Here is a 26,647-nt window from a genome sequence, read left to right as displayed (position 1 = left end):
ATTAAGTAAGTAGGGGAAAATATGGTGCGAAAGAAAACACAAGAACAATTTGTGGGAGAAGTTTTTAATAAAGTTGGCAACGAATATACAGTTATTGGTGATTACATAAATACAGGTGAAAAGTTATTAATGAGGCATAATGAATGTGGTCTTGAGTATCAGGTTTCTCCCAATAAGTTTTGGGGGGCAGAAGATGCATAGATTGCTCACGAGCGGAGGGAAAGAGAAAACAGACAAAGTCTCATGAACAGTTTGTGGGAGAGGTCTTTGAAAAAGTTGGAGATGAATTCTCCGTATTAGGGAACTACACTACAAGCAAGAAGAAGATTGAGTTTAAGCATAATGAGTGTGGAAGAGTATTTGAAATGCAACCGAGCAACTTCTTAACTGGTCAACGATGTAAGTTATGTTCCAACAAAGAATCTGCAGATAAACAACGACACACGACAGAGAAATACATAGATGATGTGCTTGATATAGTAGGAAGTGAATACTCAGTCTTAGGTGAGTACTTAAGTAATCATGAACACATATTGATGAAGCATAATGAATGTGGCTTTGAGTATCCTGTTAGTCCATCAAATTTTAAAAGTGGTAAAAGATGTCCTAAATGTCAAAGAGGAATTCAAAGAACTCCAAAAATGTATAGAGAAGAGATTCACGAGTTAGTAGGAGATGAATATACTGTTCTGGGAGATTTCAGGGTTACAAATGAGACTGTTCTTACTAGACATAATGTATGTAGTCATGAATGGGAATCGATACCTTCGGGTTTCTTAAGTGGTCATAGATGTCCAAAGTGTGCAGGTAACATGTTAAAGACTCATGAGCAGTTTGTAGATGAAGTTTTTGAATTAGTTGGGAATGAGTACGAGGTCTTAGGACTATATATTAATTCAATTGAAAAGATTATGATGAGACACAATACTTGTGGAGATGAGTTTCCAGTTGCCCCTATGAAGTTTACAGGTAAAGAGCATACAAGGTGTCCTAGATGCATGCGAATACAAAGTGCAGAAAGTAGAATGAAGACAGCGGATGACTTTAAAGAACAGTTGCGTATATTATTTGGAGATAATTATACTGTAATAGGAGAATATACAGGCAGCAAAAAAGGTATTCTTGTGAGACATAATATATGTGGGAATGAGTTTGTAAAGTCTCCAATAGCAATATTGACAAGGAATTGCAAATTCTGCTCTACGCTATCTCAAATGAAAACTCATGAGCAATTCATTGAAAACATTGCGATGTTAGTAGGAGATGAGTATACTCCTGTGGAACAATACAAGGGTGCTCATAATAAAATTAAGATGAGACATGAGACTTGTGGTCACGTTTGGAAGACAACTCCACACAAATTCGTCAGCACTGGAAGACGATGCCCAAAATGCAACGAGAGCAAGGGAGAGACAGCTATAAGAAGATTCTTAGAGTCTAATAATATTAGCTTTATCTCTCAGTATAGAATTAATGAATGTAGACTCAACAGAGTACTTCCATTTGACTTTGGGGTATTAAAGAATGGTGAGTTATCAGTGTTAATTGAGTATGATGGAGAACAGCACTTTAAACCTATTGAATCATTTGGCGGAGAAAAGGCATATAATGAACTTCAAATTCGTGATAAGGTAAAGGATAAATTCTGTATGGACAACGATATTAAATTATTAAGGATACCATATTATAGACTCAGCGAGGTTGATAGTATATTAAATGAAGCCTTGATGCACCATAGGTTATTAATGGATTCGGGGATATATATCTCTTGATATTGCATTAGGGGGACATGTTCCATATTAAAGGTATGAGGGGGCTATATTTCCACATTTTTGTAGGCTCTTTCTATGTGTACGATACATAGTAGGTCAACTCACACAATACTTCATACAGTCCATGCGATTCGAAGAATTTCGTAGAAGTTGATTGTTTTTGAATAAACCTAATAATATATTGATTTTATTAATGCAATAATTTAGATAGGTGAATACAAGAAGTAGTCTATAGGATTAAAACCCAGTGATAACGTACGTTCGTAACATCTGTAGCAGCACTGTTCTTTACTACTGAAGCGGTAGTGGCAGATATTCCTGAGTAAATGCATCAGCAAAGTCATGGGCTGCATGATGTAATTCTCACCTAACAATAAAGGTTTTTCTCTTTTTGTTTTGTCTGAAAAACGTGTTATGCTCATACTTTGTTCATGGTTTTCGGAAAATGCACATAAAAGAAGTGTATTGCATCTGTTTAGTGATTCGTTTTAATACTATAATTAACTTGTAATGTATAATTTTTGGAGGTTTAATTGATGGCAACAGCAAATTTAGGATTTGAAGAAAAATTATGGAGTATGGCAGATAAGCTACGTGGGTCGATGGATTCAGGTGAATATAAAAATGTAGTATTAGGATTACTGTTTTTAAAATATGTCTCAGATTCTTTTGAGGAGAAACATGCTGAGTTAGAGGCAGACGAATGGTCAGACTCCGAAGATGCAGATGAATATTTAGCGGAAAATATTTTCTGGGTTCCAAAAGAAGCTCGTTGGTCATATATAAAAGATAATGCAAAAAAACCAGATATTGGGCAATTGATTGATAAAGCAATGATTGCGATTGAAAAGGAAAATCCATCGTTGCAAGGGGTTCTACCAAAAGATTATGCACGTCAAGCATTAGATAAAGTGCGTCTTGGTGAAACGATTGATTTATTTTCTTTTAAAGTTGGAGATGAAGATAGTCGTTCAAAAGATATATTAGGCAGAGTTTATGAGTATTTTTTAAGCAAATTTGCAAGTGCTGAAGGGAAGAATGGTGGGGAATTCTATACGCCGTCGTCTGTTGTGAGTTTATTAGTCGAGATGCTTGAACCATATAAAGGGCGTATTTATGACCCTTGTTGTGGTTCAGGTGGAATGTTCGTACAAAGTGAGAAATTTGTGGAAGAACATCAAGGAAAGCTTGGAGATATTGCTGTTTATGGACAAGAATCAAATCCGACAACATGGAAGCTATGTAAAATGAATTTAGCGATTCGTGGGATTGATAGCAATATTGGGACTCATAATGCAGATACATTTCATAGTGATTTACATAAAGGATTAAAAGCAGACTTTATCATGGCAAATCCACCTTTTAATATCAAAGATTGGGGTGGAGATAAGTTATCTGGAGATGTACGTTGGCAATATGGTACACCACCAACTAGTAATGCGAACTATGCATGGATTCAGCATATGGTTTCAAAACTTGCACCGGCAGGTACAGCAGGTTTTGTTTTAGCAAACGGTTCGATGTCATCTAATACATCAGGTGAGGGGGAAATCCGTAAAAACTTAATTGAAAATGAGTTGGTAGAGTGTATAGTGACGCTTCCGGGGCAATTTTTCTACTCAACACAAATTCCTGTTTGTATTTGGTTCGTATCAAAAAATAAATCAAAAACAGGTAAACGCTCTCGTAATGGTGAAATTCTATTTATTGATGCACGTAAACTTGGTTTTATGGCTGACCGTACGCATAAAGAATTCGCGGATGCTGATATTGAAAAGATTACAAAAGCATTTCATACATGGCGTGGTACTTCAGATGAAACATATGAAGATATACAAGGTTTCTGTAAGGCGGCATCTTTAGAAGAAGTTCGTAATAATGACTATATATTAACGCCTGGTCGCTATGTTGGATTGGGAGAAGTAGAAAAAGATATCGAGCCATTAGAAGAGAGAATGATACGACTAACAACAGAACTTTCCGAACAATTTTCGAAATCAAAAGAGCTAGAAGAACAAATCCGCCAAGTTTTAGGGGGGATTGGGTATGAGTTTTAAAGCAACGCTAAAAGACCTTGCATTATTGAAAAACGGGAAAAAAACAGTTAAGAAAAAGTCGGGTAAATATGAATTATTTGGTGCCAATGGTTTAATTGGCTACAGTGATGATTACATATTAACTAAAGAGTCTATTGTTATTGGTAGGGTTGGAGCAAATTGTGGTTCGGTACATTATCTAGATAATTCAGCATGGATTTCTGATAATACTATTGGTGTTGTGCCCAATGAAAATGTGGATTCATACTATCTTTATTATATTTTAAAATCATTAAGATTGAACGAATTAGCTTCCGGTTCAGCTCAACCTTTAGTTAACCAATCAATTCTAAACTCTATTTCAATAAAAGTTTTATCTGAAGATAAACAAAGAAAAATCGGATATTTATTAAGAAAACTTGATGAAAAAAATCAATCTAATTTAAAGATAATTGAATTACTTGAAGAAATATCTCAAACACTGTTCAAATTGTGGTTTATTGATTTTGAATTTCCGAATGAGGAAGGGCTACCTTATAAATCAAGTGGTGGCAAGATGGTGGAGAGTGAGTTAGGGGAGATACCTGAGGGGTGGAAATTAGTTACAATAGGAGAAATGTGCGCGTCCAATAAGAAAACTTTATCAAAGCAAGATAAGTGGTCACATTTGAACTATCTTGATACAGGTAATATAACTAGAAATTGTATTGATAATATACAAAACCTAAATATTGAAAATGATAAAATTCCAAGTAGGGCAAAAAGAAAAATACAACCGAATGATATTGTATATTCTACAGTTAGACCTAATCAACAACATCATGGAATAATAAAAGAGCCACTTGAAAACATGGTAGCATCAACGGGTTTTGTAGTCCTAGGTAGTAAAGGTAAGTATTCAAATGATTTGATTTATTTATGGCTTACCCAAGAAGATATTGAAAGAAATCTACAAGCCGTAGCTGAACAAAGTACGAGTACATACCCATCTATTAAGCCAAATGATATTTTATCAATTAAAATTCTATTACCTAAGGAAAAAGAATTAAAAGAGTTAACTAATATTATTGAAACTCAAAATAATTGGGTTTGGGCTAGTCAGCAACAAAATAAAAATTTGATGCAAATTCGTGATACTCTTATCCCAAAACTCCTCTCTGGAGAAATCGATATCCCAGACGAAAGTATGGTGGATTGATATGTTTAAATATTTGGAGTCAGATTTAGAGGAAGCGACGCTTGAATGGTTAGCAGAGATGGATTATTCCATCTTGGCTGGACCTGATATTGCACATGAAGGGTATAGCCCTGAGCGTGACAGCTATCAAGATGTGGTGTTAACGGAGCGTTTACGTTATTCACTTTGTCGTATTAACCCACAAGTACCTCTTGAAGCAATTAATATAGCAGTACAAAAAGTTGAAGCTAATGAATCACCAAGTTTAGTTGTGAATAATGAAAAGTTTCATAAGATGGTGACTGACGGATTGGATATTGAGCTGCAAGGTACAGATGGTCACAATCCAACGGTCAAAGTTTGGCTTTATGATTTTGAAAATTCACACAATAATGATTTTGTGGCAGTTAATCAGTTTACTATTATAGAAGGAAATCAAAATAAGCGTCCTGATATTCTTGTTTTTGTGAATGGATTACCATTAGTAGTCATTGAACTAAAAAATGCAACAAATGAGGCAACAGGCATTTCAGAAGGCTATAATCAGCTTCAAACGTATAAGCAAACCATTCCTTCTTTGTTCCGATATAATGCCTTTTTAATCACGAGTGATGGGGTTAATGCTCGCGTTGGTTCATTAACAGCCAATGAAGAACGTTTCATGAAGTGGCGAACAATTGATGGCTTAGAATTGGCTCCTACGTCTTTATCACAATTAGAAGTATTGTTAAAAGGAATGTTAGAGCCAAAGCGGTTCATGGACATTTTACGTAACTTTATTTTGTTTCAAACCGATGGAGAGAATACGTATAAGATTTTAGCGGCGTATCATCAATTTCATGCAGTGAATAAAGCCGTGGAAAAAGCGAAGGTCGCTGTACAAGGAGACCATAAAATTGGTGTTGTATGGCATACCCAAGGTTCCGGCAAGAGCTTGTCGATGGTGTTTTATGCAGGTAAGCTTATTCAGTCAATGAATAATCCAACGATTGTCGTTTTAACAGACCGCAACGATTTAGATGACCAGCTTTTTAATACATTTTCGATTTCAGATGGTATTTTACGTCAAACACCGAATCAAGCAAATAGCCGAGATGAGTTGAGACAGCTACTATCTGTTGAGTCTGGTGGTATTATTTTTACTACATTGCAGAAGTTTTCTCCAGATGAAGAAACAGGTTTAATGCCTTGTTTAACAAGCCGTACCAATGTAATAGTAATGGTGGATGAAGCTCACCGTTCACAATATGGATTTGGAGCAACAATTCGTGGAAATGATGTAGAAACGAAGTACGGGTTTGCGAAATATGTTCGTGATGCATTGCCAAATGCTTCATTTGTTGGGTTTACGGGAACACCTGTTGAAGCAACGGATAAAAACACGCCAGCTGTATTTGGTGATTACATTGATATTTATGATATGACACAAGCAGTAGAAGATGGTTCAACCGTTAAAATATTTTATGAAAGTCGTATCATTCCGCTCGATTTACCTAGTGACTTACGTATTGATGATGAGTACGAGGAAATAACGGAAGACCAAGAGCAAACAGTGAAAGAGAAGATGAAGTCGAAATGGTCTCGTTTAGAGGCAGTTGCTGGGGCGGAATCAAGGGTCAGTCGTTTAGCCGATGACATAGTGAAGCATTATGAAGAACGACAAGATGCGATGTTCGGAAAGTCGATGGTTGTCGTGATGTCACGTCGTATTGCAATTGATTTATACAAGGAAATCAAGAAGTTGCGTCCACATTGGCACTCGGATGATGACGATAAAGGTATCATAAAAATCGTAATGACAGGGGCATCTAGTGACCCGTCAGATTGGCAACCATTCATTGGTAATAAAAAGCGACGTGAATATTTATCTAAGCGTATGAAAGATAATGATGACTCTTTAAAAATTGTTATCGTGCGTGATATGTGGCTGACAGGTTTTGATGTCCCTGCAATGAATACAATGTATATCGATAAGCCGATGAAAGGGCATAATTTGATGCAAGCGATTGCTCGTGTGAACCGTGTGTTCAAAGACAAACCTGGTGGATTAATCGTAGACTACATTGGGATTGCAGAGAGCTTAAAAGAAGCATTACATCAGTATACAGAGAGCGATAAAGATACAGCGGGTATAGATACATCGATTGTTGTAGACATACTGTTAGAAAAATATGAAGTGCTCACCGAAATGTTATATGGGCATGATTACAGTGGCTATTTGTCTGAGAAATCAACGAAGAGAATGAATGCTATTATTTCCACAATGGATTTTGTTCTAGGTCTTGGTGAGGATGAAAAACGTCGATTTATTAACACCGTAACTGAACTATCAAAGGCATTTGCATTATGTGCAACTACAGAGGAAGCACAGGAGATAAACGCTGAAATTGGTTTCTTCAAGGCGGTAAAAGCCAGCCTTGTAAAAAGCATTGGTGATGGCAGTAAGAAGAAAACAAATGCCCAAATGGAAGCCAGTATTAATCAATTGATTTCCAAATCAATCATTTCAGAAGAGGTCATTGATATTTATGAATCACTCGGTTTAGATAATCCAGATATTTCAATATTATCGGACCAGTTTTTAGAAGATGTAAGGGCAATGCCATATAAAAACTTAGCTGTTGAGCTGTTAAACCGCTTATTAAATGGCAAAGTAAAGTCGGTCCAACGAACGAATTTAATCAAGGCACGTAAGTTTTCCGAAATGCTTGAAGGGGCACTCAACAAATACAATAAGCGTGCTATCGAAACATCAAAAGTCATTGAGGAACTCATTGCATTGGCTAAGGAGATGGATGAAGCTTATAAAAGTGGTGAGAAAGCGGGACTAATTAAAGAAGAAATTGCTTTCTACGATGCCCTATCATCGCACGAAACTGCTGAACAAGTATTAGGAGACGATACACTTAAACTCATTGCACATGAGCTCACAAAATCTATTAAAGAGAATATGAGTATCGATTGGAATCTACGTGAATCAGCAAGAGCGAAAATGCGTGTGACTGTTCGTAAATTGCTGAAAAAATACGGCTATCCACCTGATTTACAGAAAGATGCAGTGGAGACCGTGGTTAAGCAAGCAGAGTTGATGGCACAAATGGAATTTGAACTAAATGTCTAATATAATTAACCCTCAACAGCAAACATAATCATACAGTTTTTTATTATTGTGCTTCGTAAGAAAACAATAATGCATGAAAAAATACTGGGATTGACTTAATATCACATCTCTCAAAAAAGAGAGTCCTTATTTTGAGGATTCTCTTCATTCTCCAACCATATGATATATACTATAATCAGAAGGTCTTTGAACCAAGTTCGTAAATATGTAATACTCCCTAGCGAATAAAACCGTCAAATAAATGAGTATGGAAGTGGCTAAAACCTAAGTGGGACTAAGCCTCGGCATAATGCTGCGCGAAATCTAATAGGCAAGATACACGCGTAGAAGCTTAAGTGTTGGAGTTTCTGGACGCGGGTTCGATTCCCGCCGTCTCCATTTACATAATTCATGTAGGTGGATAATATATTCAATCAGGCACGTCTTTCGATGAAAATCGAAAGGCGTGTTTTTGATGTCATATAGTTTCAATTAAACCTAGTCAGGAATCATACTATATCATCAAATAGCTTTGAAATTTCTCAATAGTACCATCCTTGGTTTTTTTAGGTAACGTGTTGTTTTGACATCAGTATGCCCTACCGTACTAGAACTTCTTTTAAAATGGCCACTGCTTCATAAAGGAGGTAACAGTGGGTACGACGTATTTTTATCACATTTTTAAAATTAGTAAAGTTTTATTTTTTCAATTAACCAATTGGCAATTATTAGTGCCGTTACTTCAGGTTCATCCCAATGGATCATATGGGATGAGTCTTTCACAGCTTTTATTGATATATCTTCAATGTTTTTCCTTAGCTGAAGAGCGCCTTTGGCTCTTGCCACATCCAAGTTCTCTGGATGCTTTGCATGAATCAAGAGCGTCGGCACCTTGATGAACGGATAGGCTTCTACGAAAGGTTCTTTAAAAAATGCTTTAATGATGGCTAGTACGGTAAACTTCGAGACTACTAGTTCATATTTTCCATCTTGCCTCTTATTGAAGAGAGAAGCAACATACTGTTCTTTGCGGTAATCCCATTGGTTTGTATACGTCTGATATTCCTGGAAAATTTCACTCTCATCAGGAAACACCGACTTCTCCATATAATCATTCCAACCGGAATAGGCATAATCAAACGTCATCTCTGACTGGTTTTGTGGAAAAGTAAAACCTCCATCAAGCAAAATCAGTCCCAACACATCCTCAGGAAAAAATCGAGTGAAATGCAAGGCGGCATCCGCTACCCAGGAATGACCCAAAATGTAAAAAGGGCCTTGAACGATTTTTCCTACTACATGATGAATCCATGTTGCAACATTTGAAAACAGATAGTCGTCTTCTTTAGAAAAGGCAGACGTTTTTCCATGGCCAGGACTGTCCAGAATAATTAAGTGGAATTTCTCTTTCAGATGAGGAACCAGCTCTGCAAAACTATAGAAACCATTTCCTGCAAGTCCGAGGAAAACAATTGTAGGATTTCTATTATCCCCGTATTCATAGTAATTAACTGTGCCTTCCTGCGTTGTTATTTCAAGGTTTTGCATTTTTACTTTTCCTCCGTATGTATGTCTCTTAGAGTTTTCTAAAAAGAGCGATTAGTCTTTTTCCAATCACTTATATACATGTTTCAGTGACTTTATTTTTAATGGAACTTCCATTCTTCATGATCCTATCATAACGGGAATCGATACAAAACAGGATGCCTATTGCTTTCACTCACCTAAATCTTAATAATTTAGTTGAATTCCTATTATATATGGTTTTATCTTCATCTGCCTGTTTATATGCTTCCTCCGTTTTGGTAATTAGGACTCCATTAATCGTTGTAACTAGAATCCTAGCTCTCAATCTTAAACAGACAAACATTTACATTATACTATAATATTCTCGGCATAAATTGGATTTAAATTCGTCGTTTTCGTAAATACATAATCTTCATGTTCTTCTAAAAATACGTGCACTCACCCACTTTTCCTCTTTATAAATTGTTGCTTCGAAATTACAATAAACATCACTTCAACTTCATTTTCTAGAATTATTTTTAATGGTTTTTTATACGCTGTGTTCTTTCAAAATTAGTTAATACCCCTCATCACCTTCAAAAAAGGAGTTATTTTATAGTATCAGCATATTTAGATCCTTAGATCTTAAAACGATTATCTAAAACAGGTCACTTTTGTATCTCCCGTATTCGTAAAAGGAAATACTACCTATTCTTCTTTACTATATCTAATTACTATAGTTTACCTCGACTTTAATCTCTTAATCGAAAAAATGCGTTCAAAAGTAATCCGAAACCAAAGTTCATACTGTGAAATCTCTTTTAACTGCTACTTAAATTAATTTTACCTTCATAAAGGACCGAGCAATTTTTTTTCCGGTTTTTCTTATAATATTAGAAAGTATATAAAATTGATGCGCCAAGCACTCAGTGTTCATGGTGTTATAAACATATGGAGACTAACATTCTAAAGCTTATTTATTGGGAGAAACTTTAGCTAATTCAATGAATGTGAAGGTGAGCCCCAGGTTTAGAAAGTGTAAGTTTCCTTGCGGTGGAAGTGAATTTTGTTCAGTTATATATAAATATAGGTGTGGGTACTATCATTTTATAACAATATTGTTATAACTATTGATTTTTAAAAGGTGAATGATTGTAGTGGAAGGCGGCGACTCCAACGGGAAAAGCGAGATAGACGAGACCCCGCAGGAGCTTGCGACGAGGAGGCTCGGTTGCTCGCCCGTGGAAAGCGTCCGCCTGCAACGGAAATCACTAGATCTAAATAGAAGGCTATCTTTTTAAGGGCCGGGCGTACTTTGTCCGGTTTTTTTTGTGGTCAAAATTTACTAATGATTCTAAGTTTGAAATTTTATTTTGATTCTCCTTTGAAATGAGTAGTTCAAAAGTAGTTCTGATTATGGATATGGCTGAATATAATCAAGTAGCTTTGTAGATTTGATTATGTTGTGAAGGAGGATAGAAACTGGAAAGAATTCGTTCATTATTACATGTGCCAATTGATGCATTTGTATACAAACAGTTTGGTAAACGATGTTTCGATGTATGTGTTTCTTTAATCTTACTACTTATACTAGTACCTTTGTTTCCGTTCATCGCTTTGGCCCTATATGTATTTTCAGGTACACCAATCTTGTTTACACAAACGAGGACAGGATTATTAAACCATCCATTCCAAATCATTAAGTTTAGAACAATGAATAAAATTAAAAAAAATTCAGTTAAAACTACATATGTTTGGACTGAAGGTGTACCAGACGACTTTTTATTTAAATCTTCACATAATATAGAAATTACAAAAATTGGTGCGATTTTAAGGAAAACTAGCCTAGACGAACTCCCACAACTCTTTAATGTGTTAAAAGGAGAAATGAGTTTGATAGGGCCACGACCTGAAATACCAGAAATTACAGAACACTATAGTGAAAAGCAAATGAATCGTCTTTATGCGAAGCCAGGTTTGACAGGTTGGGCACAAGTTAATGGACGATCTGATAGTTGTCATGGTCAAAAAATTGATCATGACCTATATTACGTTGAAAACTGTTCATTTCGATTAGATATGAAAATTCTCATACTCACAATTGTGATGATTTGTAATGGTAAGGGGGCCTACTAAAATTAATGAATCGTACATTGGATATCCGTGATTTAATTTACTTGATTAAGAAGAAAAAAAAAATAATTTTACTAGTCACTTTATACATTACATTAATAGGGGGATTTGCAAGTTTTGCAATTCCTCAAAAGTTTGAAGCAAAAACAGATATCCTTGTAAATTTTACGACTGCAAATGTCGTCTCTAGTGGAGAAATTGATGCGAATTTGCGCCTCATTGAAACATATAAATATTTAATGACAAGTAATAGGATCTTAAATAAAGTAAATGACTCCCTTAAAGAAACATATGAAAGAGAAGAATTGAATGGCAAAGTAAAAGTTCAATCAAATGTAAACTCACAGATTTTAACCATTTTGGCTGAAGAAAGAACACCCGAAAAGGCGACTCAATTGGTTAATACATTGGCAATTACATTTCAAGATGAAATAAAAACGCTTATGAATTTAGAAAATGTTCATATTTTAAGCCAAGCAATTGTTGGACAAGATACCAAATCAGTAAAGCCAATCACTGCTCTATACTTTATCATTTCCGCAATTGTTGGATTTTTAGTTAGTTATCTATTTGTCCTTATCCAAGAAATGTTTTTTACCATTGTGGACTCACCTGAAAAGGCTGAAAAAGCACTTGGATTACCAGTCATTGGCGTGATTCCTTATGGTGAAGGGGAACTAATTTCAGAACTCACTTCTCATGATGTCATGACTGAAATATTTCGCTCCATTCGTGCAAATTTATTGTACGTGTTCTCAAAAAAACATGCAAAGACACTTCTGGTGACAAGTGCGGAGCCTGGAGATGGCAAATCGTATGTCAGTGCAAACTTGAGTATTATATTTGCACTAGATCAAAAAAAAACCGTCTATGTTGATGCGGATTTACGTAGAGCAACTGGACGTAAACTATTTCAATTACCAAAACGTATAGGAGTCACTTCATATGTAGCAGGGTTGAACAATGATATACAAGAAATTATTCAATCTACTGAAGTGCCCAACCTTTCCTTTATTAGCTCAGGTCCGGTTCCTCCAAATCCTACAGAATTATTATCTTCTGCAAGATTTGCACAGCTGTTAGAAGAGTTGAAAAGTCAGTTCGAAGTAATAATAATTAACACCCCCCCACTACTTGTTGCTGACACACTACATGTATCGGCAATTGTAGATGGATGTTTGTTTGTGGTAAATGCAGAGTCTTCTAAACTGGAACGGTCAATCCATTCGATTGAACAGTTAAAACAGGTACAAGCACCACTAATCGGAACAATCATTAATAAGTCCAAAGGGATAATTCATTCTAATTCTTACTACTATTAAGGGGTGAACAATTTGCTAGTTGATATACACAATCATATTTTACCTGGATTTGACGATGGACCGACCACTGAATTAGAAGCGGTTATTCTCATTCAAAACGCAGCTCAAAATGGAGTAACCCATATTGTAACCACACCTCACCATCGCAATGGGGTTTTTGATCAAGATATTGAGGAAATCAAAAACTCTATTCAGATATTAAATGCATTACTTGAAGACAGGGAGATTCAGGTAACTATAATACCGGGGATGGAGGTGCATCTTCATGGGGAGTTAATTGATGAATTAACTTCAAGTATTTTGACATTAGGAGATAGTAAAAAATATGTGTTAATTGAATTTCCTACTTACCATATTCCTCATTTTACAGAATCAATTTTTTATGAACTACAGCTGAAAGGATATATTCCAATCATCGCTCATGCAGAAAAGAATACCGAAATACGTAGACATCCCAAAAAATTATTTGACTTGGTAACTAAAGGAGCCCTCGTTCAAGTAACGGCTGCTAGTGTGACAGGAGCAAACGGGAGAGACTTACAAAAATTTGTATTGAAGTTATGTCAGCATCAAGTCGTTCATTTTATTGCCTCAGATGCACACGACGTTCTTAAACGGCCATTTTTAATTAAGCAAGCTTACCATGTCATTCAACAAAAACTCGGAAAAAAGGTGGTTAGCTATTTTCAAGAGAATGCGATCCATGTTATTAACGGGACCGAGTTTCAACCGTGGGTGCCATTAATAGGGAAGTTGTAGTTCTGGTTGTAGTTTTGCAATTCTAAGAAATTGATAAATTACTTTGATAAAAGTTAGTTAAGGATTTTTTTAATAGAGTATGTAGTTTCATAAGCCGGAGGAGATTTATCATGACTGAGCGATTACCAATATGGATATTTCACTTATTATTTTTCATGATGCTCAGTAGCTCGTTTGTTTTAATTGAGCCTTCGCCATATGATTTTTTAATGTTATTGGTTGTATGTAGCTCATTATTCTTTTTTCTAACGAGCTTTACACAAAACGTGTTTATCCCAGTCATTGTCATGATGATGTTTTTAATCTTCCAATTTGTTTCATTACTATTTGCTGTAAATATGATTTTATCAATTTATTATTTAACCATTACGATTTACTTAATTATTTCATGGTTTGTATTAGTGGGTATTGGTCAAAAGTTAAAAACCCCTCTGTTACGGGTGGTCATGAATGGCTACCTAATATCAGCAGTGATTTCAGCTTTAATTGGACTATTTGCTTTTTTTCATTTCATTCCAAATAGCGATACGTTTTTGATGTATGGACGAGCCAAGGCTTTTTTTAAAGACCCAAACGTATTCGGCCCATTTCTCGTCTTGCCCTCACTATATGCACTCAGTTTGTTTGAAAAGGAACAAGTATCAAAATTCAAGAAAACAATCTATACCATTACTTTACTTATTTTATTGACAGCTATTTTAGTTAGTTTTTCTAGAGCGGCATGGGGAAACTGGTTCTTATCTTTTTTCATTTATTTCTTATTTACCAAAAAAGAAGTGCTACAAAGAAAATTTAAAACTACTGTCACTTTAGGCGTATTGTGCATTCCTGTTTTGATTTGGCTAGCACAAAGCCAACTTGTAGAGAGATTATTTCAATCAAGACTTAAATTGCAAGGGTATGATGAGTCAAGATTTGACACACAAAAAATAGCATTATTGACAGGCTTACGAAATCCATTTGGAATTGGTCCAGGACAATCTGAATATACGTTTCAAATGTCACCACATAGTTTGTATGCACGGATCTTAACTGAAAATGGAATTTTGAGTATTTTATTATTTGTCTTTATCCTATTCATCAGCATGAATAAAGCCTTTCAATCATATAAACAATCAATAGATGACTCTGCTGCATATTTCTTAGTAATTTGTGCATCCCTGGTAGGCCTTTCATTCAATAGTTTCTTCATTGATACGCTTCATTGGAGACATTTTTGGTTAGTATTAGCACTTGCTTGGTGTGCACCACGACAAAGAGGAGATGACGGATGAAGGTTGCACAAGTAATTACTAGAATGGACACAATTGGTGGAGCTCAAATTCATGTGCGTGATTTAGCCAATCATTTGGCTGCAAGTGGGTGTGAAGTGAGCATCATCACCGGAGCAGGGACATGTGTTCATAAACATGTAAATGTGTCGTATTACCAATGTCCATCGCTCAAAAGGGAACTCCATCCGTTTTACGATGTACGAGCCATCTTTGAAGTTCGTAAATTATTAAAAATAGAAAAGCCTGATATTGTAGCCACTCATTCTTCGAAAGCTGGATTAATTGGACGAATTGCCGCATGGTCACTACGTATTCCGACCGTTTTTACTGCACATGGATGGGCATTTACAGAAGGAGTTTCTGTAAAAAAAAGAAAGCTCTATGTAATTATTGAAAAAATAATTGGAAAAATAACTAACCAAGTGATTACTGTATCTGATTATGATCGGAACTTAGCTATATCCAAACATGTTTTGCCACCTCATAAAATTAAAACAGTACATAACGGTGTTCTACTTCTTAAGCAAGTAAATCAAATTGAACCAAGAGATGAATCACAAATAAACATTCTAATGGTGGCCAGGTTTGATGTGCCAAAACGGCAACTAAGTTTAATAAAGGCATGCGAAAAATTAATCCACCTGCCATGGTTTTTATCATTTGTAGGGGATGGTGGACAGTTAGAAAAAACCCAAGAATACGTCAATGCAAACCACTTACACGATCGCGTCATTTTTTATGGTGCTATGAAGTCAATTGAGATCCCATTAAGTAAAGCGGAAATTTTCGTTTTGATATCGGATTATGAAGGGTTGCCTTTATGTATTTTGGAAGCGATGCAGGCTGGATTGCCTATTATAGCTACGGATGTCGGAGGCGTAAAAGAAGCAGTAAGCAACTCGGGTAATGGATTTTTAATTCCGAAGGGGGATGAAGCATCACTACTTCATCAGCTAAAGAATCTACTAACCGACGTTTCTTTAAGAGAAGCCATGGGCACTCGGAGTAAGTTGTTATACAATGAGAAATTTACATTTGAAAGGATGTATGTTCAAACGATGCAAGTATATGAAAAAGTACTACAAAATCAACCTGAAAAGGGGAAGCATAGTTGAAAGTACTAATTACAGGTGGTGCAGGATTTATTGGTTCACATGTGGTTGAAGAGTGTTTAGCGAATAACTATGAAGTTGTCGTTATCGACAATCTTAGTACTGGAAAAAGTGAAAACATATTATCTATTTGTAAAAATTATACATTAGATATTAATGATGATAGTTTGAAACATGTTTTTGAAGTAGAAAAACCTGATCATGTAATTCACCTAGCTGCACAAGCTTCAGTGATGAAATCAATTGAAGATCCTATTTCTGATGGGGTGACAAATGTTATAGGAACACTAAGATTATTGGAGTATGCAAGAATCTATCGTATTAAAAAATTTGTAATGGCTTCGTCAGCTGCTGTTTATGGAAATCCCGACACACTGCCAGTCGATGAAAAATTCCCACTCAATCCTCTTTCATTTTACTCACTATCAAAATGGTCAGGCGAGCGGTATGTACAACTATATGAAAGTTTATATGGTTTAAGCACTTGCATTTTACGTTTTTCGAATGTCTATGGACCACGTCAAAATCCACTTGGAGAAGCTGGTGTCGTTTCTATTTTTATTAACCAATTGCTTAATCGTGAAAAGTTAGTTATTTATGGTGGTCAGCAAACACGAGATTTTGTGTATGTAAAAGACGTAGCGAAAGCATGCAGGACAGCCATTGAAAGTTCGAAAAGCGGCATATTTAATATTAGCTCAAATTCAGAAACGACAATTGATGAACTCTTTTCAACAACTTCTTTACTAGCAGGTATTACAAGTAAACCTCAAAAATATCCAATGAGAATAGGTGAAATTGAAAAAAGTGTTTTAGGTAATGAAAAAGCGTCAAAAGAGCTTAATTGGCAAGCATCACATTCGTTGCAAGAAGGTTTAAAAGAGACAATATCTACTTTTCACCAATTAACCAAATTATAGAGTTTCCATGGATACTTGTACGTGGTTGTATATAAGAATAAAATTCTTTATAAATTTAGTATTAAGGGGTGTTTTTTTGAAGGGGATTATTTTAGCTGGCGGTAGTGGCTCAAGGCTTTATCCAATTACTAAAGTAACTTCTAAACAATTACTGCCTGTTTATGATAAACCAATGATTTATTATCCATTATCTGTTTTAATGCTAGCGGGAATCAAAGAAATACTAATTATATCTACACCCGTAGATCTTCCAAAATTTGAGGAATTATTAGGAAACGGAAGTGTTCTAGGAATCAGGATTGAATATGCAGTCCAAGAACATCCAAATGGCTTAGCAGAAGCCTTTATTATCGGTGAAAATTTCATTGGTGAAGACAATGTAGCATTAATTTTAGGTGATAATATCTTTTTTGGTCCAGGGTTCCCACATCTGCTCCGAATAGCTGCATCTCTTATTGAGGGAGCCAAGGTATTTGGTTATAAAGTAAAAGATCCTAGAAGATTTGGGGTTATTGAATTTGATCAGAATTTAAATGTTATTACTGTTGAAGAAAAACCACTTAATCCAAAGTCTGATTTTGCGATAACTGGTTTATATTTCTATGATAAAAATGTTGTGGATATAGCAAAAAGTATAAAACCCTCTTTAAGAGGAGAATTGGAAATAACTGATATTAATCAAGAATATTTAAATAGAAATCAATTAAAAGTAGAGTTATTAGGAAGAGGATTTGCTTGGTTAGATACAGGCACTCATGATTCCCTCATGGAAGCATCTCTATTTATTGAAACTGTAGAAAAAAGACAAGGGTTTAAAGTAGCCTGTTTAGAAGAAATTGCATTTAGGATGGGCTATATAGATAAGACCCAGTTATTAGATCTTGCTCAACCGATACTTAAAAATGAATATGGACAATATTTAGAAGATATTGCAAATGAAGGACTAATAAACAATTGGAATTTGGTTGGTGTGAAATGAACAGAAAAACAATTTTAATTACCGGTGGATTAGGGTTTATTGGGTCAAATTTCATTAAATACTTTCTTGGTAAATACCCCGACTATGTACTAGTAAATGCTGATTCTGTTACTTATGCTGCTAATCCAAGTAATTTAGAGTCGATAGAGAAAAATCCGAATTATATATTTGAATATATCGATATTAGAGATAGAGAAAGTTTGGATGTAATTTTTGCGAAATACCATTTTACAGATATTATTCATTTTGCAGCAGAATCACATGTAGATAACTCAATTAAGAGTCCCGAAATTTTTGTGGAAACAAACATAATAGGTACGTTTAATTTATTAGAAGCCGCTCGTAACTTGTGGCTAGATAAACCATATTCATATAAAGAAGAATTCATAAATGCACGATTCCATCACATCTCTACTGACGAAGTGTTTGGTACTTTAGGGGAAACTGGTTACTTTACGGAAGAAACCCCCTATGCTCCAAACAGTCCGTATAGTGCGAGTAAAGCAAGTTCAGATATGTTAGTACGTAGTTTTCATCATACATTTGGGCTAAATGTAGTTACTACAAATTGTTCCAATAATTACGGTCCTATGCAGCATGACGAAAAACTAATACCAACTATTATTAGAAAAGCGTTAACAAATAAAGAAATCCCCATCTATGGTAAAGGTAATAATGTTCGAGATTGGTTATTTGTAGAAGATCACTGTCTAGCAATAGACATGGTGTTTCATCATGGAAAGTTAGGTGAAACTTACTTGGTTGGTGGAAATAACGAAAAGACAAATGTAGAAATAGCCAATATCATTTGCAAATATCTTGACGAAATAATACCAAAAGAGAAGAGCTATAAAAATTTAATAGGCTTCGTTGCCGATCGGTCAGGGCATGATTTTAGGTATGCAATAGATACATCGAAGATAAAAAACGACTTAAACTTTATACCAAAAGAAACATTTGAAACAGGTATTAAGAAAACAATTAACTGGTACGTAGAAAAATATAAAGGTGCTGAAGTGAATGGAAAATAACATAAACAGTTTTTCTGTAATTGGCGATGAGCGTGGCAATCTTGTTTCACTAGAGGAATATAAGAATGTTCCATTTTCAATAAAAAGAGTTTATTATCTTTACGAATTAAAAAAAGAGTTATCCAGAGGTTTTCATGCTCATAAAGAGTTACAACAAGTCCTAGTTTGTTTAAAAGGTTCATGTAATGTTCTTCTTGATGATGGGATAAAGAAACAGTTATACCTCTTAGATCAACCTCATATCAGTATTTTTATAGATCAAATGATTTGGCATGAAATGCATGACTTTTCGGAAGATTGTGTTTTATTAGTTATCGCAAGTGACTATTACAATAAGACTGATTATTTAAGAGATTATCAAGAATTTTTAAGTCATAAGTTAATAGATACCGATACCTCATTGAATAGAAAAGGAAGTGTCACTTGAATAAAAAATTAATTATCTTAGGAATTGGAAAAACAGCTGAATTAGCCCATTATTATTTTACCAATGATTCGCTATTTGAAGTAGTTGCTTTTACTGTTGATTCTAAGTATGTAGATATCGATACATTTTGTGGCCTTCCGGTTTACGAATTTGAAAATATAGAGACTAGGTTTTTAGTGGAAGATGTATATATATTTGTAGCTATAGCTAACAGTCAAATGAATAAAATAAGAGAAAATAAAATAAAAGAAGTAAGAAAAAAAGGATATCGCTTAGCAAGTTACATTAGCACAATGGCCACGTTATTTGAAAATGTAAAACTGGGAGAACACTGTTTTATTCTAGAGGACAATACAATCCAACCATTTGTTGAAATAGGTGAAAATAATATTTTATGGAGTGGGAATCATATCGGTCACCATTCAAAGATTGGTCATAATAATTTTATAACTTCCCATGTTGTTGTTAGTGGTAACACTGTTATTGGTAATAATTGTTTTATTGGTGTTAACTCTTCACTCCGAGATGGGATAGAAATTGCAGACGAATCATTAATTGGTGCAGGATCATTTATTAGTAGAAATACTGAAGAAAAAGGTGTTTATAAAGCAAAGTTTGCTGAAAAATCAAACCTAAATAGTGATCAAATAAAAGGAATGTAGTCTACCATGACATTGAATTATAATGATGAAATTTCAGTTATACAATACGAGATGAAATATCAATCTGAATGGGACGATTTTGTTGATAAATCTAAAAATGGAACCTTTCTTCATAAAATAAATTATTTTCATTATCATAAAGAACGTTTTAATGACTGTTCTTTAATAATTAAAAGAAATGATCAAATAGTTGCTTTAATGCCTGGAAATATTGAAAATGAGATTTTTTATACTCACAGCGGACTAACATTTGGTGGATTGATTACTCTAAATGATACAAAAGTCGAGGATGTATTAATCTACTTTAATATAATTAATGAATATTTAATAAATATAAAGATAAAGAAAGTAATATATAAAGCTATTCCACATATATATCCTAGCATTCCAGCACAAGAAGATGAATACGCGTTATTTAGGCTGGGTGCAACGCTAGTGAGCAGTAGAATTTCATCAGTGATTAATAGGGATGATAGGTTAAACTTTAGTTCATTAAGAAGAAGAAATATTAGGAAAGCAAAGAAATATAATTTAGAAATTAAAACTGATTCATCCTATGAAGATTTCTGGTTTATTTTAACAGAAAATTTATTGAAATCACATAAGGTTATTCCAGTTCATAGTCTATCAGAAATGATGAAATTAAAGGTGAATTTCGCGGATAACATAAAGCTCTACTGTGTTTATTTAAAGGAAGAATGTTTGGCTGGAGTAGTTATATACATTTCGGTAAATGTAGCTCATGTTCAATACATTTCTTCAAATGAAAATGGAAAAAAATTAGCAGCATTAGACTTTTTATTTGATCATTTAATAAATAATGTCTATAAGGATATTAAATATTTTGATTTAGGAACTTCTGTCGAAGATCAAGGTCTTTATTTAAATCAAGGATTGATATTTCAAAAACAAGGTTTTGGTGGCAGGGGTGTTTTATATCAACAGTTTGAATATGACGTTAAAAATATCATTTTTAATAAAAAGGAAAATTAATCATGATTACTTTTTTAAATCTCAAAAAAGTAAATGCACAATATGAAAACGAATTAAAAGAAGCGGCAGCAAGAGTAATAGATAGTGGTTGGTATATTCTTGGACAAGAAGTCAAAGAGTTTGAACAAGAGTTTGCAGATTACTGTGGTGTAAAACATTGCATCGGAGTTAGTAACGGACTTGATGCACTAAAATTAATACTTAAAGCATACGGATACGGTCCAGGAGATGAAATTATTGTACCTTCAAACACATATATTGCATCTATTCTCGCTATATCAGAAGTAGGCGCAACTCCAATTTTAGTTGAACCCAACTTTAATACGTATAACATAAATCCATCACAAATCGAAAAATTCATAACTAAAAATACAAAAGCAATCCTAGTAGTTCATCTTTACGGAAGATCTGTTGATATAGATACAATACAGAAGATTGCTGATCGTTACCACTTAAAAGTGATAGAGGACTCCGCTCAGGCACAGGGAGCAATATATAAAGGCAGAAAAACTGGAAGTTTGGGAGATGCAGCAGGTTTTAGTTTTTATCCCGGAAAGAATCTTGGAGCTCTTGGAGATGCTGGAGCAGTAACAACAAATGATTCAAAACTAGCAAATGATATTTACACACTTAGAAATTATGGTTCTCATAAAAAATACGAAAATATTTATAAAGGGTATAATCATCGATTGGATGAAATGCAGGCAGCTTTTCTCCGTGTTAAATTAAAGTATTTGGATAAAGAAAATCAAGTAAGAAGAGAAATTGCAAAAGAGTATCTTACTTCAATAAATAACCCTTTGATTACTCTGCCATCTGTATCAAAGCATATGTTGGAAAATGTATGGCATGTATTTGTAATTAGAACAGCTGAAAGGGACAGGTTGCAATCATATCTTACGAACCAGGACATCCAAACTGTTATTCATTATCCAAAACCACCCCATTTACAGGAAGCTTATAAAGAAATGAATAGTAAGAAGTATCCTATATCAGAACAAATGCATAAAGAATTATTAAGTTTGCCTCTTTCTCCTGTGCAGTCTAAAGTTGATACAAAAAAAATAATAGAGGTGGTCAATCATTTTAGATAAATATTGGTTACTAAATTATGAACTTAATTAAAACTATTATGCTTTCTGGAGTTTCTACCATAATTAAACTTTTATCATGGTTAGTTATTAATAAGATTATTGCGGTGTATATAGGCCCCTCTGGAATTGCTTTAATAGGGCAGTTTCAAAACTTTTTAAATATTGTAATCACATTTGGAAATGGAGCAATTAATACTGGAATAACGAAGTATGTTGCTGAATATGGACAAGAGGAGACAAAGAAAAAGGAAGTAATCAGTGCCGCGTTGATAATCGCTTTAATATTCTCTCTGATAATAGGGCTTATAACTTTTATAGGGAGCTCAAATTTTTCATTATGGATATTCAAAACGAGTGAATACCATCTTATAATAAAACTTTTAGCAATAACTTTAATTTTAATCAGTATTAATACTACATTACTTTCAATAATTAATGGGTTAAAAGAAATAAAGCTATTTATTGGAATAAATATAGTTAATAGCCTATTGTCACTCATTATTACATCCTTCTTAACAGTAATGTATGGAATATTTGGAGCTCTATTGTCTCTAGTAATTGTACAATCAATTATATGTTTCATAACAGTACCATTAGTTTGGAGAAAAATTGATTTTACACGTATTTATATTACTGATATAGGAAAGTCACACTACCGTAAACTATTAACATTTTCATTAATGACTATAGTTTCTGTTATTTCAGTTTCAGTTACCCAAATCATAATAAGAAATTATGTCATTAAACATTTATCTATCGAACAAGCAGGCTATTGGCAATCTGTTTGGCTGGTTTCTTCAATGTATTTAATGATATTTACAACAGCTTTTTCAACATATTATCTTCCAAGGCTTTCAGAATTAAAAAAACATGAAGATTTAAGAAAAGAAATATTGGTGGGTTATAAAATTATTTTACCTTTAATATTAATCTCATCATTTAGTATTTACTTACTTAAGGATTTTATAATTGAAAATTTATTTACACTTGAATTCAGTGCAATGAGATCACTATTTGCATTTCAACTAATCGGTGATTTTTTAAAGATGTCTAGCTTTAGTCTAGCTTTCTTAATGATTTCCAAGGCCATGACTAAGACTTTTATAATAACAGAGATTATTTTTTCAATATCATTTTATCTGCTTACTATATTTTTTGTGAAAATAAACGGGCTAGAAGGTGTTACACATGCTTATGCAGTAAACTATTTCTTCTACCTTTTGACGATGGTCTTGTTGTTTAAGCACATTATTTTTATTAAGAAGAACAAGTCAGGTGAATTTGATTGATTTAAAAATAATGTTAAAAGATAGTTTACTTTTCTTAACACTATTCTGAGCTGTTGCTTCGCAAATAAATAATATTCATTCTATATATGAAGAAAGGATGTAAATATTGTCTGAAATACTTCTCTTAGGTGAATTCAGTGGATTGCATACAAATTTAAAAGAAGGACTTGAAGAACTTGGTCAAAGTGTTCTCCTTGTTTCGTCTGGTGATGGGGAAAAGAATATAAAGAGGGATGCAGATATTTCAGTAGAATATAGCAATTTTCCAGGGAAAATAAAGAAATACTATAGTAATAGACAAATTTTAAAGAACCTAAAAGGTTATGATGTAGTACAGTTCATAAATCCTTATATAAAGCCAAAGTCTACACTGTTTAGCTATGTAGACATAATAAATAATAATAAGAAAATTGTTTGTTTAGCATGTGGAGATGATATATATGTAAGTGATTTTGTGAAAAACGGTGGAATGCATAAATACTCACCTTTTGATGATGAAATAAAAAATAACAAATCACTTCCTTATGATTCATTAATTCATAAAATAATACAGAAAAAAATATTAAATAAAATGGACTTAATAATACCAACAATTTATGAATACGCAGCAGCTTATAGAAAAAGTGATTTAAAAAATAAAATCTCTAAAACGATTCCATTTCCAATTAATACAAAAAAAATCGAATATATTCAAAATAAAGTAAATGGGAAAATAATTATATATCATGCAAGCAATAGACCAATCACTAAGGGTTCGAGCTATATTATTGAGGCTATGAAAATAATTAAAAATAAATACCCAAATGATGTAGAAATTATATGTGCAGAGTACTTACCTCTCAATGAATATTTAGAAACGATCAACAAAGCACATATTATTATTGATCAATGTAGATCTTACTCTTATGCAATGAATGCTTTATATTCTATGGCAAAAGGAAAAATTGTTTTAAGTGGTAATGAAGATGAATGTCTTAAAGAATTAGGTCTAAATACTTCTCCAGTAATTAATATAACCCCAAATGTTTTCCAAATTGTTCAGCAGTTAGAACATATAATTGAAAATAAGAGTGAAATAGAAGAAATGGGAATTAAATCAAGAAAATTTGTTGAAAAAAATCATAATCATATTGAAATTGCTAAAAAGTACCTAAATGCTTGGAACATATAATTTTTTATTATTGTTTAAGAAACATTGTTAAAAATTTTCTTTGATCAATAGTATGCAGCTAAGACATTACTAATATTTGTAGATTTGTAAACGGAGGATATTAATGATATTTCTATATTTAATATTAATTTTAGAATCTATAATTTTTTATTTTATAAAAAATTTTTTATTATATTCAGGAAATCTTGAATTAGCCGTTTTTACATTAATTACTATTAATTCTGTATTAATCATTTTTATTATTGCAAATACATTTAAACTTGAAGAAAAAGAAATTTTTATTATAATTTTAATCTCATATTTCATAAGATTAATTTTTTTATTTATAGACATTTACGGTAGAGATTATTTTTTATTTCCAAATAGTGGAATCGACTCTGAATCTTTTCATTCTAAGGCCATTCAATTTGCTGATTTTAATAGCGATACTTCAGGATATCCATTAATAGTAGGGTATATTTATAAGGTATTCGGTCCAGAAAGACTTATTGCACAATATTTAAATATTATTTTTAGTATTACAGTTATTTTTTATTTAATTAAATCTATGAATTTACTTGAGATAGGCAATAAAATAAAAAAATTAACAATATTTATAATTGCATTTATTCCAAACTATATAATAATGTCTTCAATATTGCTTAGAGAATCATTATTAATTTTATTTTTAACTATTTCCCTTTACTTCTTTATTAAGTGGTGGAAGTTTAATTCCATTTATTCTTTGTTTTTTTCTTTTTTCTTTGTATTAATTGCTGCTTATCTTCATTCTGGTGCAATAGTTAATGCATTAGTTTATCTAATAATATTATTAATTTATAGTCCTACAAATCAGAGATATAAATTAAAAACGCTTAACTTAATAATTGGGTTTTTAATAATTATTGGATTCTATTTAGTAAATTATTTTTATAATGATATGTTTTTTGGATATTTTGAAGGGAAGGATTCAATCGATAGTATCAATACAAATGTTAATAACTATTCTGAAGGAGATTCAGTTTACGTTGTAGGAGATGGACAAATTAATTCGATTTTAGATTTAGTTGTATATACACCAATACGGATGGTTTATTTTATTTCTTCTCCACTCCCTTTTCAATGGAGAGGTATAAATGACATAATAGCATTTTTATTTAGTTCAATGTTTTATATAATTACCATAAGTTTAAGCATCAAAGCTTATATAAGCGGATACAATAAAAATATTATTTTGGTATTCCTCATGTTAGCAGTTAGTAGTGCATTTCTTTATGGATGGGGTGTCTCTAATGCAGGATCAGCTTTAAGACATCGAGATAAATTCATTATTAATTATGCTTTAATGTTAGCAATATCCTTAGATACAATTCATAAACACAGATATAAATTAAAATAACAAATCTGTTAAATTAGGTGCAACATTTAGCTCATAAACTTTGCGTATTCCAAAGTCTGAATATGAAGGAAGCAACTGAAAAAATACAACTTGTGAATAGCTAACCTGCCTACTAAGATAAATTAGTAGGTTTTTTTTATTTATTAATGAACCTTTTGATTCGTCCTAAGTCTAATGTAATAGCAAGTATGAAAAGAGGTGTCAATTTGGAAGATATAGAAATCATTAAACAAGCGATAGCAGGTGATGATGGGTCATTTTTAATTGTTATGCACAATCAAAAAGAAGCACTTTATCGAACTGCTTTAGCATTTTTGAAAAATGAGCATGATGCACTTGAAGCTATACAAGAAATTACATATCGAGCTTATAAAAAAATTCATACTGTTAAAGAACCAACCTATATGAAAACATGGTTAACCCGAATCATGATGAACTATTGCCAAGATCAATTGAAAAAACAGAAACGTTTCTCTAATACTGAACCAGTTAACCCGACTTTCGGCAGTTTT

At 33.2% G+C, this 26,647-nt stretch carries 23 protein-coding genes and 1 tRNA gene; 22 read left to right on the top strand and 2 right to left on the bottom strand.

What is annotated here, in order from left to right:
- The first annotated feature begins 24 nt into the window (after window positions 1–24).
- The 6 genes from B371_RS23640 to B371_RS23635 all read left to right on the top strand — a co-directional run bounded on the left by B371_RS23640 (window position 25) and on the right by B371_RS23635 (window position 8,484).
- Complete coding sequence (locus tag B371_RS23640; protein ID WP_019415908.1) at window positions 25–201, top strand: hypothetical protein; 177 nt, start codon at window positions 25–27, stop codon at window positions 199–201.
- On the top strand, window positions 180–1,772 hold the full coding sequence (locus tag B371_RS22560; RefSeq protein WP_192811916.1) for a hypothetical protein: 1,593 nt from the start codon (window positions 180–182) through the stop codon (window positions 1,770–1,772). The genes B371_RS23640 and B371_RS22560 overlap by 22 nt, the downstream gene beginning before the upstream one ends.
- A 536-nt stretch (window positions 1,773–2,308) precedes the next feature.
- The gene (locus B371_RS0118980) at window positions 2,309–3,829 is read left to right on the top strand and encodes a class I SAM-dependent DNA methyltransferase (protein WP_019415906.1); all 1,521 of its coding nucleotides are present in this window, start codon (window positions 2,309–2,311) and stop codon (window positions 3,827–3,829) included.
- Window positions 3,819–5,006: a restriction endonuclease subunit S gene (locus tag B371_RS22555; protein WP_019415905.1), complete on the top strand. Its 1,188-nt coding sequence runs from the start codon at window positions 3,819–3,821 to the stop codon at window positions 5,004–5,006. Before B371_RS0118980 ends, B371_RS22555 begins: the two co-directional genes overlap by 11 nt.
- 1 nt (window position 5,007) lies before the next feature.
- Window positions 5,008–8,106, top strand: coding sequence for a type I restriction endonuclease subunit R (locus tag B371_RS0118965; protein WP_019415904.1), 3,099 nt, complete (start codon window positions 5,008–5,010; stop codon window positions 8,104–8,106).
- A 300-nt stretch (window positions 8,107–8,406) separates the two neighbouring features.
- Window positions 8,407–8,484: transfer RNA gene (locus B371_RS23635), tRNA-OTHER, on the top strand.
- A 288-nt stretch (window positions 8,485–8,772) separates the two neighbouring features.
- Here the strand turns inward: B371_RS23635 and B371_RS0118960 are convergent.
- Both B371_RS0118960 and B371_RS24195 read right to left on the bottom strand, forming a co-directional pair.
- Entirely contained in the window at window positions 8,773–9,633 is an 861-nt protein-coding gene (locus tag B371_RS0118960) for an alpha/beta fold hydrolase (protein ID WP_019415903.1), read from the bottom strand.
- A gap of 1,394 nt (window positions 9,634–11,027) precedes the next feature.
- Window positions 11,028–11,291, bottom strand: coding sequence for a hypothetical protein (locus B371_RS24195; protein WP_237721562.1), 264 nt, complete (start codon window positions 11,289–11,291; stop codon window positions 11,028–11,030).
- Between B371_RS24195 and B371_RS0118955 the strand changes: the two genes are divergently transcribed.
- The 16 genes from B371_RS0118955 to B371_RS0118880 form a co-directional block, all read left to right on the top strand.
- Entirely contained in the window at window positions 11,191–11,727 is a 537-nt protein-coding gene (locus B371_RS0118955) for a sugar transferase (RefSeq protein WP_237721561.1), read from the top strand. The two genes, B371_RS24195 and B371_RS0118955, sit on opposite strands and share 101 nt — an antisense overlap.
- Before the next feature lie 5 nt (window positions 11,728–11,732).
- Window positions 11,733–13,046 (top strand): polysaccharide biosynthesis tyrosine autokinase, encoded by a 1,314-nt coding sequence (locus B371_RS0118950; protein WP_019415901.1) that lies wholly within the window; start codon window positions 11,733–11,735, stop codon window positions 13,044–13,046.
- 12 nt (window positions 13,047–13,058) lie between these two features.
- Window positions 13,059–13,805: a tyrosine-protein phosphatase gene (locus B371_RS0118945; RefSeq protein WP_019415900.1), complete on the top strand. Its 747-nt coding sequence runs from the start codon at window positions 13,059–13,061 to the stop codon at window positions 13,803–13,805.
- Between the two features lie 110 nt (window positions 13,806–13,915).
- Complete coding sequence (locus B371_RS0118940) at window positions 13,916–15,079, top strand: O-antigen ligase (RefSeq protein ID WP_019415899.1); 1,164 nt, start codon at window positions 13,916–13,918, stop codon at window positions 15,077–15,079.
- Entirely contained in the window at window positions 15,076–16,194 is a 1,119-nt protein-coding gene (locus tag B371_RS0118935; RefSeq protein WP_019415898.1) for a glycosyltransferase family 4 protein, read from the top strand. Before B371_RS0118940 ends, B371_RS0118935 begins: the two co-directional genes overlap by 4 nt.
- Window positions 16,191–17,111 (top strand): NAD-dependent epimerase/dehydratase family protein, encoded by a 921-nt coding sequence (locus B371_RS0118930; RefSeq protein WP_019415897.1) that lies wholly within the window; start codon window positions 16,191–16,193, stop codon window positions 17,109–17,111. Before B371_RS0118935 ends, B371_RS0118930 begins: the two co-directional genes overlap by 4 nt.
- Before the next feature lie 76 nt (window positions 17,112–17,187).
- The gene (gene rfbA / locus B371_RS0118925; RefSeq protein ID WP_019415896.1) at window positions 17,188–18,090 is read left to right on the top strand and encodes a glucose-1-phosphate thymidylyltransferase RfbA; all 903 of its coding nucleotides are present in this window, start codon (window positions 17,188–17,190) and stop codon (window positions 18,088–18,090) included.
- Window positions 18,087–19,121 carry a dTDP-glucose 4,6-dehydratase gene (gene rfbB, locus B371_RS0118920; RefSeq protein ID WP_026023135.1) on the top strand — a complete coding sequence of 345 codons (1,035 nt, stop codon included), beginning with the start codon at window positions 18,087–18,089 and terminating at the stop codon, window positions 19,119–19,121. The genes rfbA and rfbB overlap by 4 nt, the downstream gene beginning before the upstream one ends.
- A complete protein-coding gene (locus tag B371_RS0118915; protein WP_019415894.1) occupies window positions 19,111–19,548 on the top strand; it encodes an FdtA/QdtA family cupin domain-containing protein in 438 nt (145 codons plus the stop codon). Before rfbB ends, B371_RS0118915 begins: the two co-directional genes overlap by 11 nt.
- Window positions 19,545–20,210, top strand: a complete 666-nt coding sequence (locus B371_RS0118910; RefSeq protein WP_019415893.1) for an acetyltransferase — start codon at window positions 19,545–19,547, stop codon at window positions 20,208–20,210. The genes B371_RS0118915 and B371_RS0118910 overlap by 4 nt, the downstream gene beginning before the upstream one ends.
- A gap of 6 nt (window positions 20,211–20,216) precedes the next feature.
- Window positions 20,217–21,203 (top strand): GNAT family N-acetyltransferase, encoded by a 987-nt coding sequence (locus tag B371_RS0118905; protein ID WP_019415892.1) that lies wholly within the window; start codon window positions 20,217–20,219, stop codon window positions 21,201–21,203.
- 2 nt (window positions 21,204–21,205) lie between these two features.
- On the top strand, window positions 21,206–22,297 hold the full coding sequence (locus B371_RS0118900) for a DegT/DnrJ/EryC1/StrS aminotransferase family protein (protein WP_019415891.1): 1,092 nt from the start codon (window positions 21,206–21,208) through the stop codon (window positions 22,295–22,297).
- A gap of 17 nt (window positions 22,298–22,314) precedes the next feature.
- Window positions 22,315–23,586: an O-antigen translocase gene (locus B371_RS0118895; RefSeq protein WP_019415890.1), complete on the top strand. Its 1,272-nt coding sequence runs from the start codon at window positions 22,315–22,317 to the stop codon at window positions 23,584–23,586.
- A gap of 106 nt (window positions 23,587–23,692) precedes the next feature.
- Window positions 23,693–24,757, top strand: coding sequence for a glycosyltransferase (locus B371_RS0118890; protein WP_019415889.1), 1,065 nt, complete (start codon window positions 23,693–23,695; stop codon window positions 24,755–24,757).
- A 103-nt stretch (window positions 24,758–24,860) separates the two neighbouring features.
- Window positions 24,861–26,135, top strand: coding sequence for a hypothetical protein (locus B371_RS0118885; protein ID WP_019415888.1), 1,275 nt, complete (start codon window positions 24,861–24,863; stop codon window positions 26,133–26,135).
- 206 nt (window positions 26,136–26,341) lie between these two features.
- Window positions 26,342–26,647 (top strand): sigma factor (locus B371_RS0118880; RefSeq protein WP_019415887.1); only part of this gene is annotated, 306 nt, incomplete at its 3' end.

The sequence above is a fragment of the Paenisporosarcina sp. TG20 genome, from assembly GCF_000286315.1.
Taxonomy (GTDB): Bacteria; Bacillota; Bacilli; order Bacillales_A; family Planococcaceae; genus Paenisporosarcina.
This window is presented reverse-complemented; position numbering and strand designations above follow the sequence as displayed.

Bases quoted from the DNA above. Each gene is read 5' to 3' on its own strand.
- B371_RS0118895 (WP_019415890.1), top strand. From the start codon at position 22,315: ATGAACTTAATTAAAACTATTATGCTTTCTGGAGTTTCTACCATAATT.
- B371_RS0118905 (WP_019415892.1), top strand. From the start codon at position 20,217: ATGACATTGAATTATAATGATGAAATTTCAGTTATACAATACGAGATG.
- B371_RS0118965 (WP_019415904.1), top strand. From the start codon at position 5,008: ATGTTTAAATATTTGGAGTCAGATTTAGAGGAAGCGACGCTTGAATGG.
- B371_RS24195 (WP_237721562.1), bottom strand. From the start codon at position 11,291: ATGATTTGGAATGGATGGTTTAATAATCCTGTCCTCGTTTGTGTAAAC.
- B371_RS0118885 (WP_019415888.1), top strand. From the start codon at position 24,861: ATGATATTTCTATATTTAATATTAATTTTAGAATCTATAATTTTTTAT.
- B371_RS0118960 (WP_019415903.1), bottom strand. From the start codon at position 9,633: ATGCAAAACCTTGAAATAACAACGCAGGAAGGCACAGTTAATTACTAT.
- B371_RS22555 (WP_019415905.1), top strand. From the start codon at position 3,819: ATGAGTTTTAAAGCAACGCTAAAAGACCTTGCATTATTGAAAAACGGG.
- B371_RS0118940 (WP_019415899.1), top strand. From the start codon at position 13,916: ATGACTGAGCGATTACCAATATGGATATTTCACTTATTATTTTTCATG.
- B371_RS0118950 (WP_019415901.1), top strand. From the start codon at position 11,733: ATGAATCGTACATTGGATATCCGTGATTTAATTTACTTGATTAAGAAG.
- B371_RS0118935 (WP_019415898.1), top strand. From the start codon at position 15,076: ATGAAGGTTGCACAAGTAATTACTAGAATGGACACAATTGGTGGAGCT.
- B371_RS0118900 (WP_019415891.1), top strand. From the start codon at position 21,206: ATGATTACTTTTTTAAATCTCAAAAAAGTAAATGCACAATATGAAAAC.
- rfbB (WP_026023135.1), top strand. From the start codon at position 18,087: ATGAACAGAAAAACAATTTTAATTACCGGTGGATTAGGGTTTATTGGG.
- B371_RS0118915 (WP_019415894.1), top strand. From the start codon at position 19,111: ATGGAAAATAACATAAACAGTTTTTCTGTAATTGGCGATGAGCGTGGC.
- B371_RS0118980 (WP_019415906.1), top strand. From the start codon at position 2,309: ATGGCAACAGCAAATTTAGGATTTGAAGAAAAATTATGGAGTATGGCA.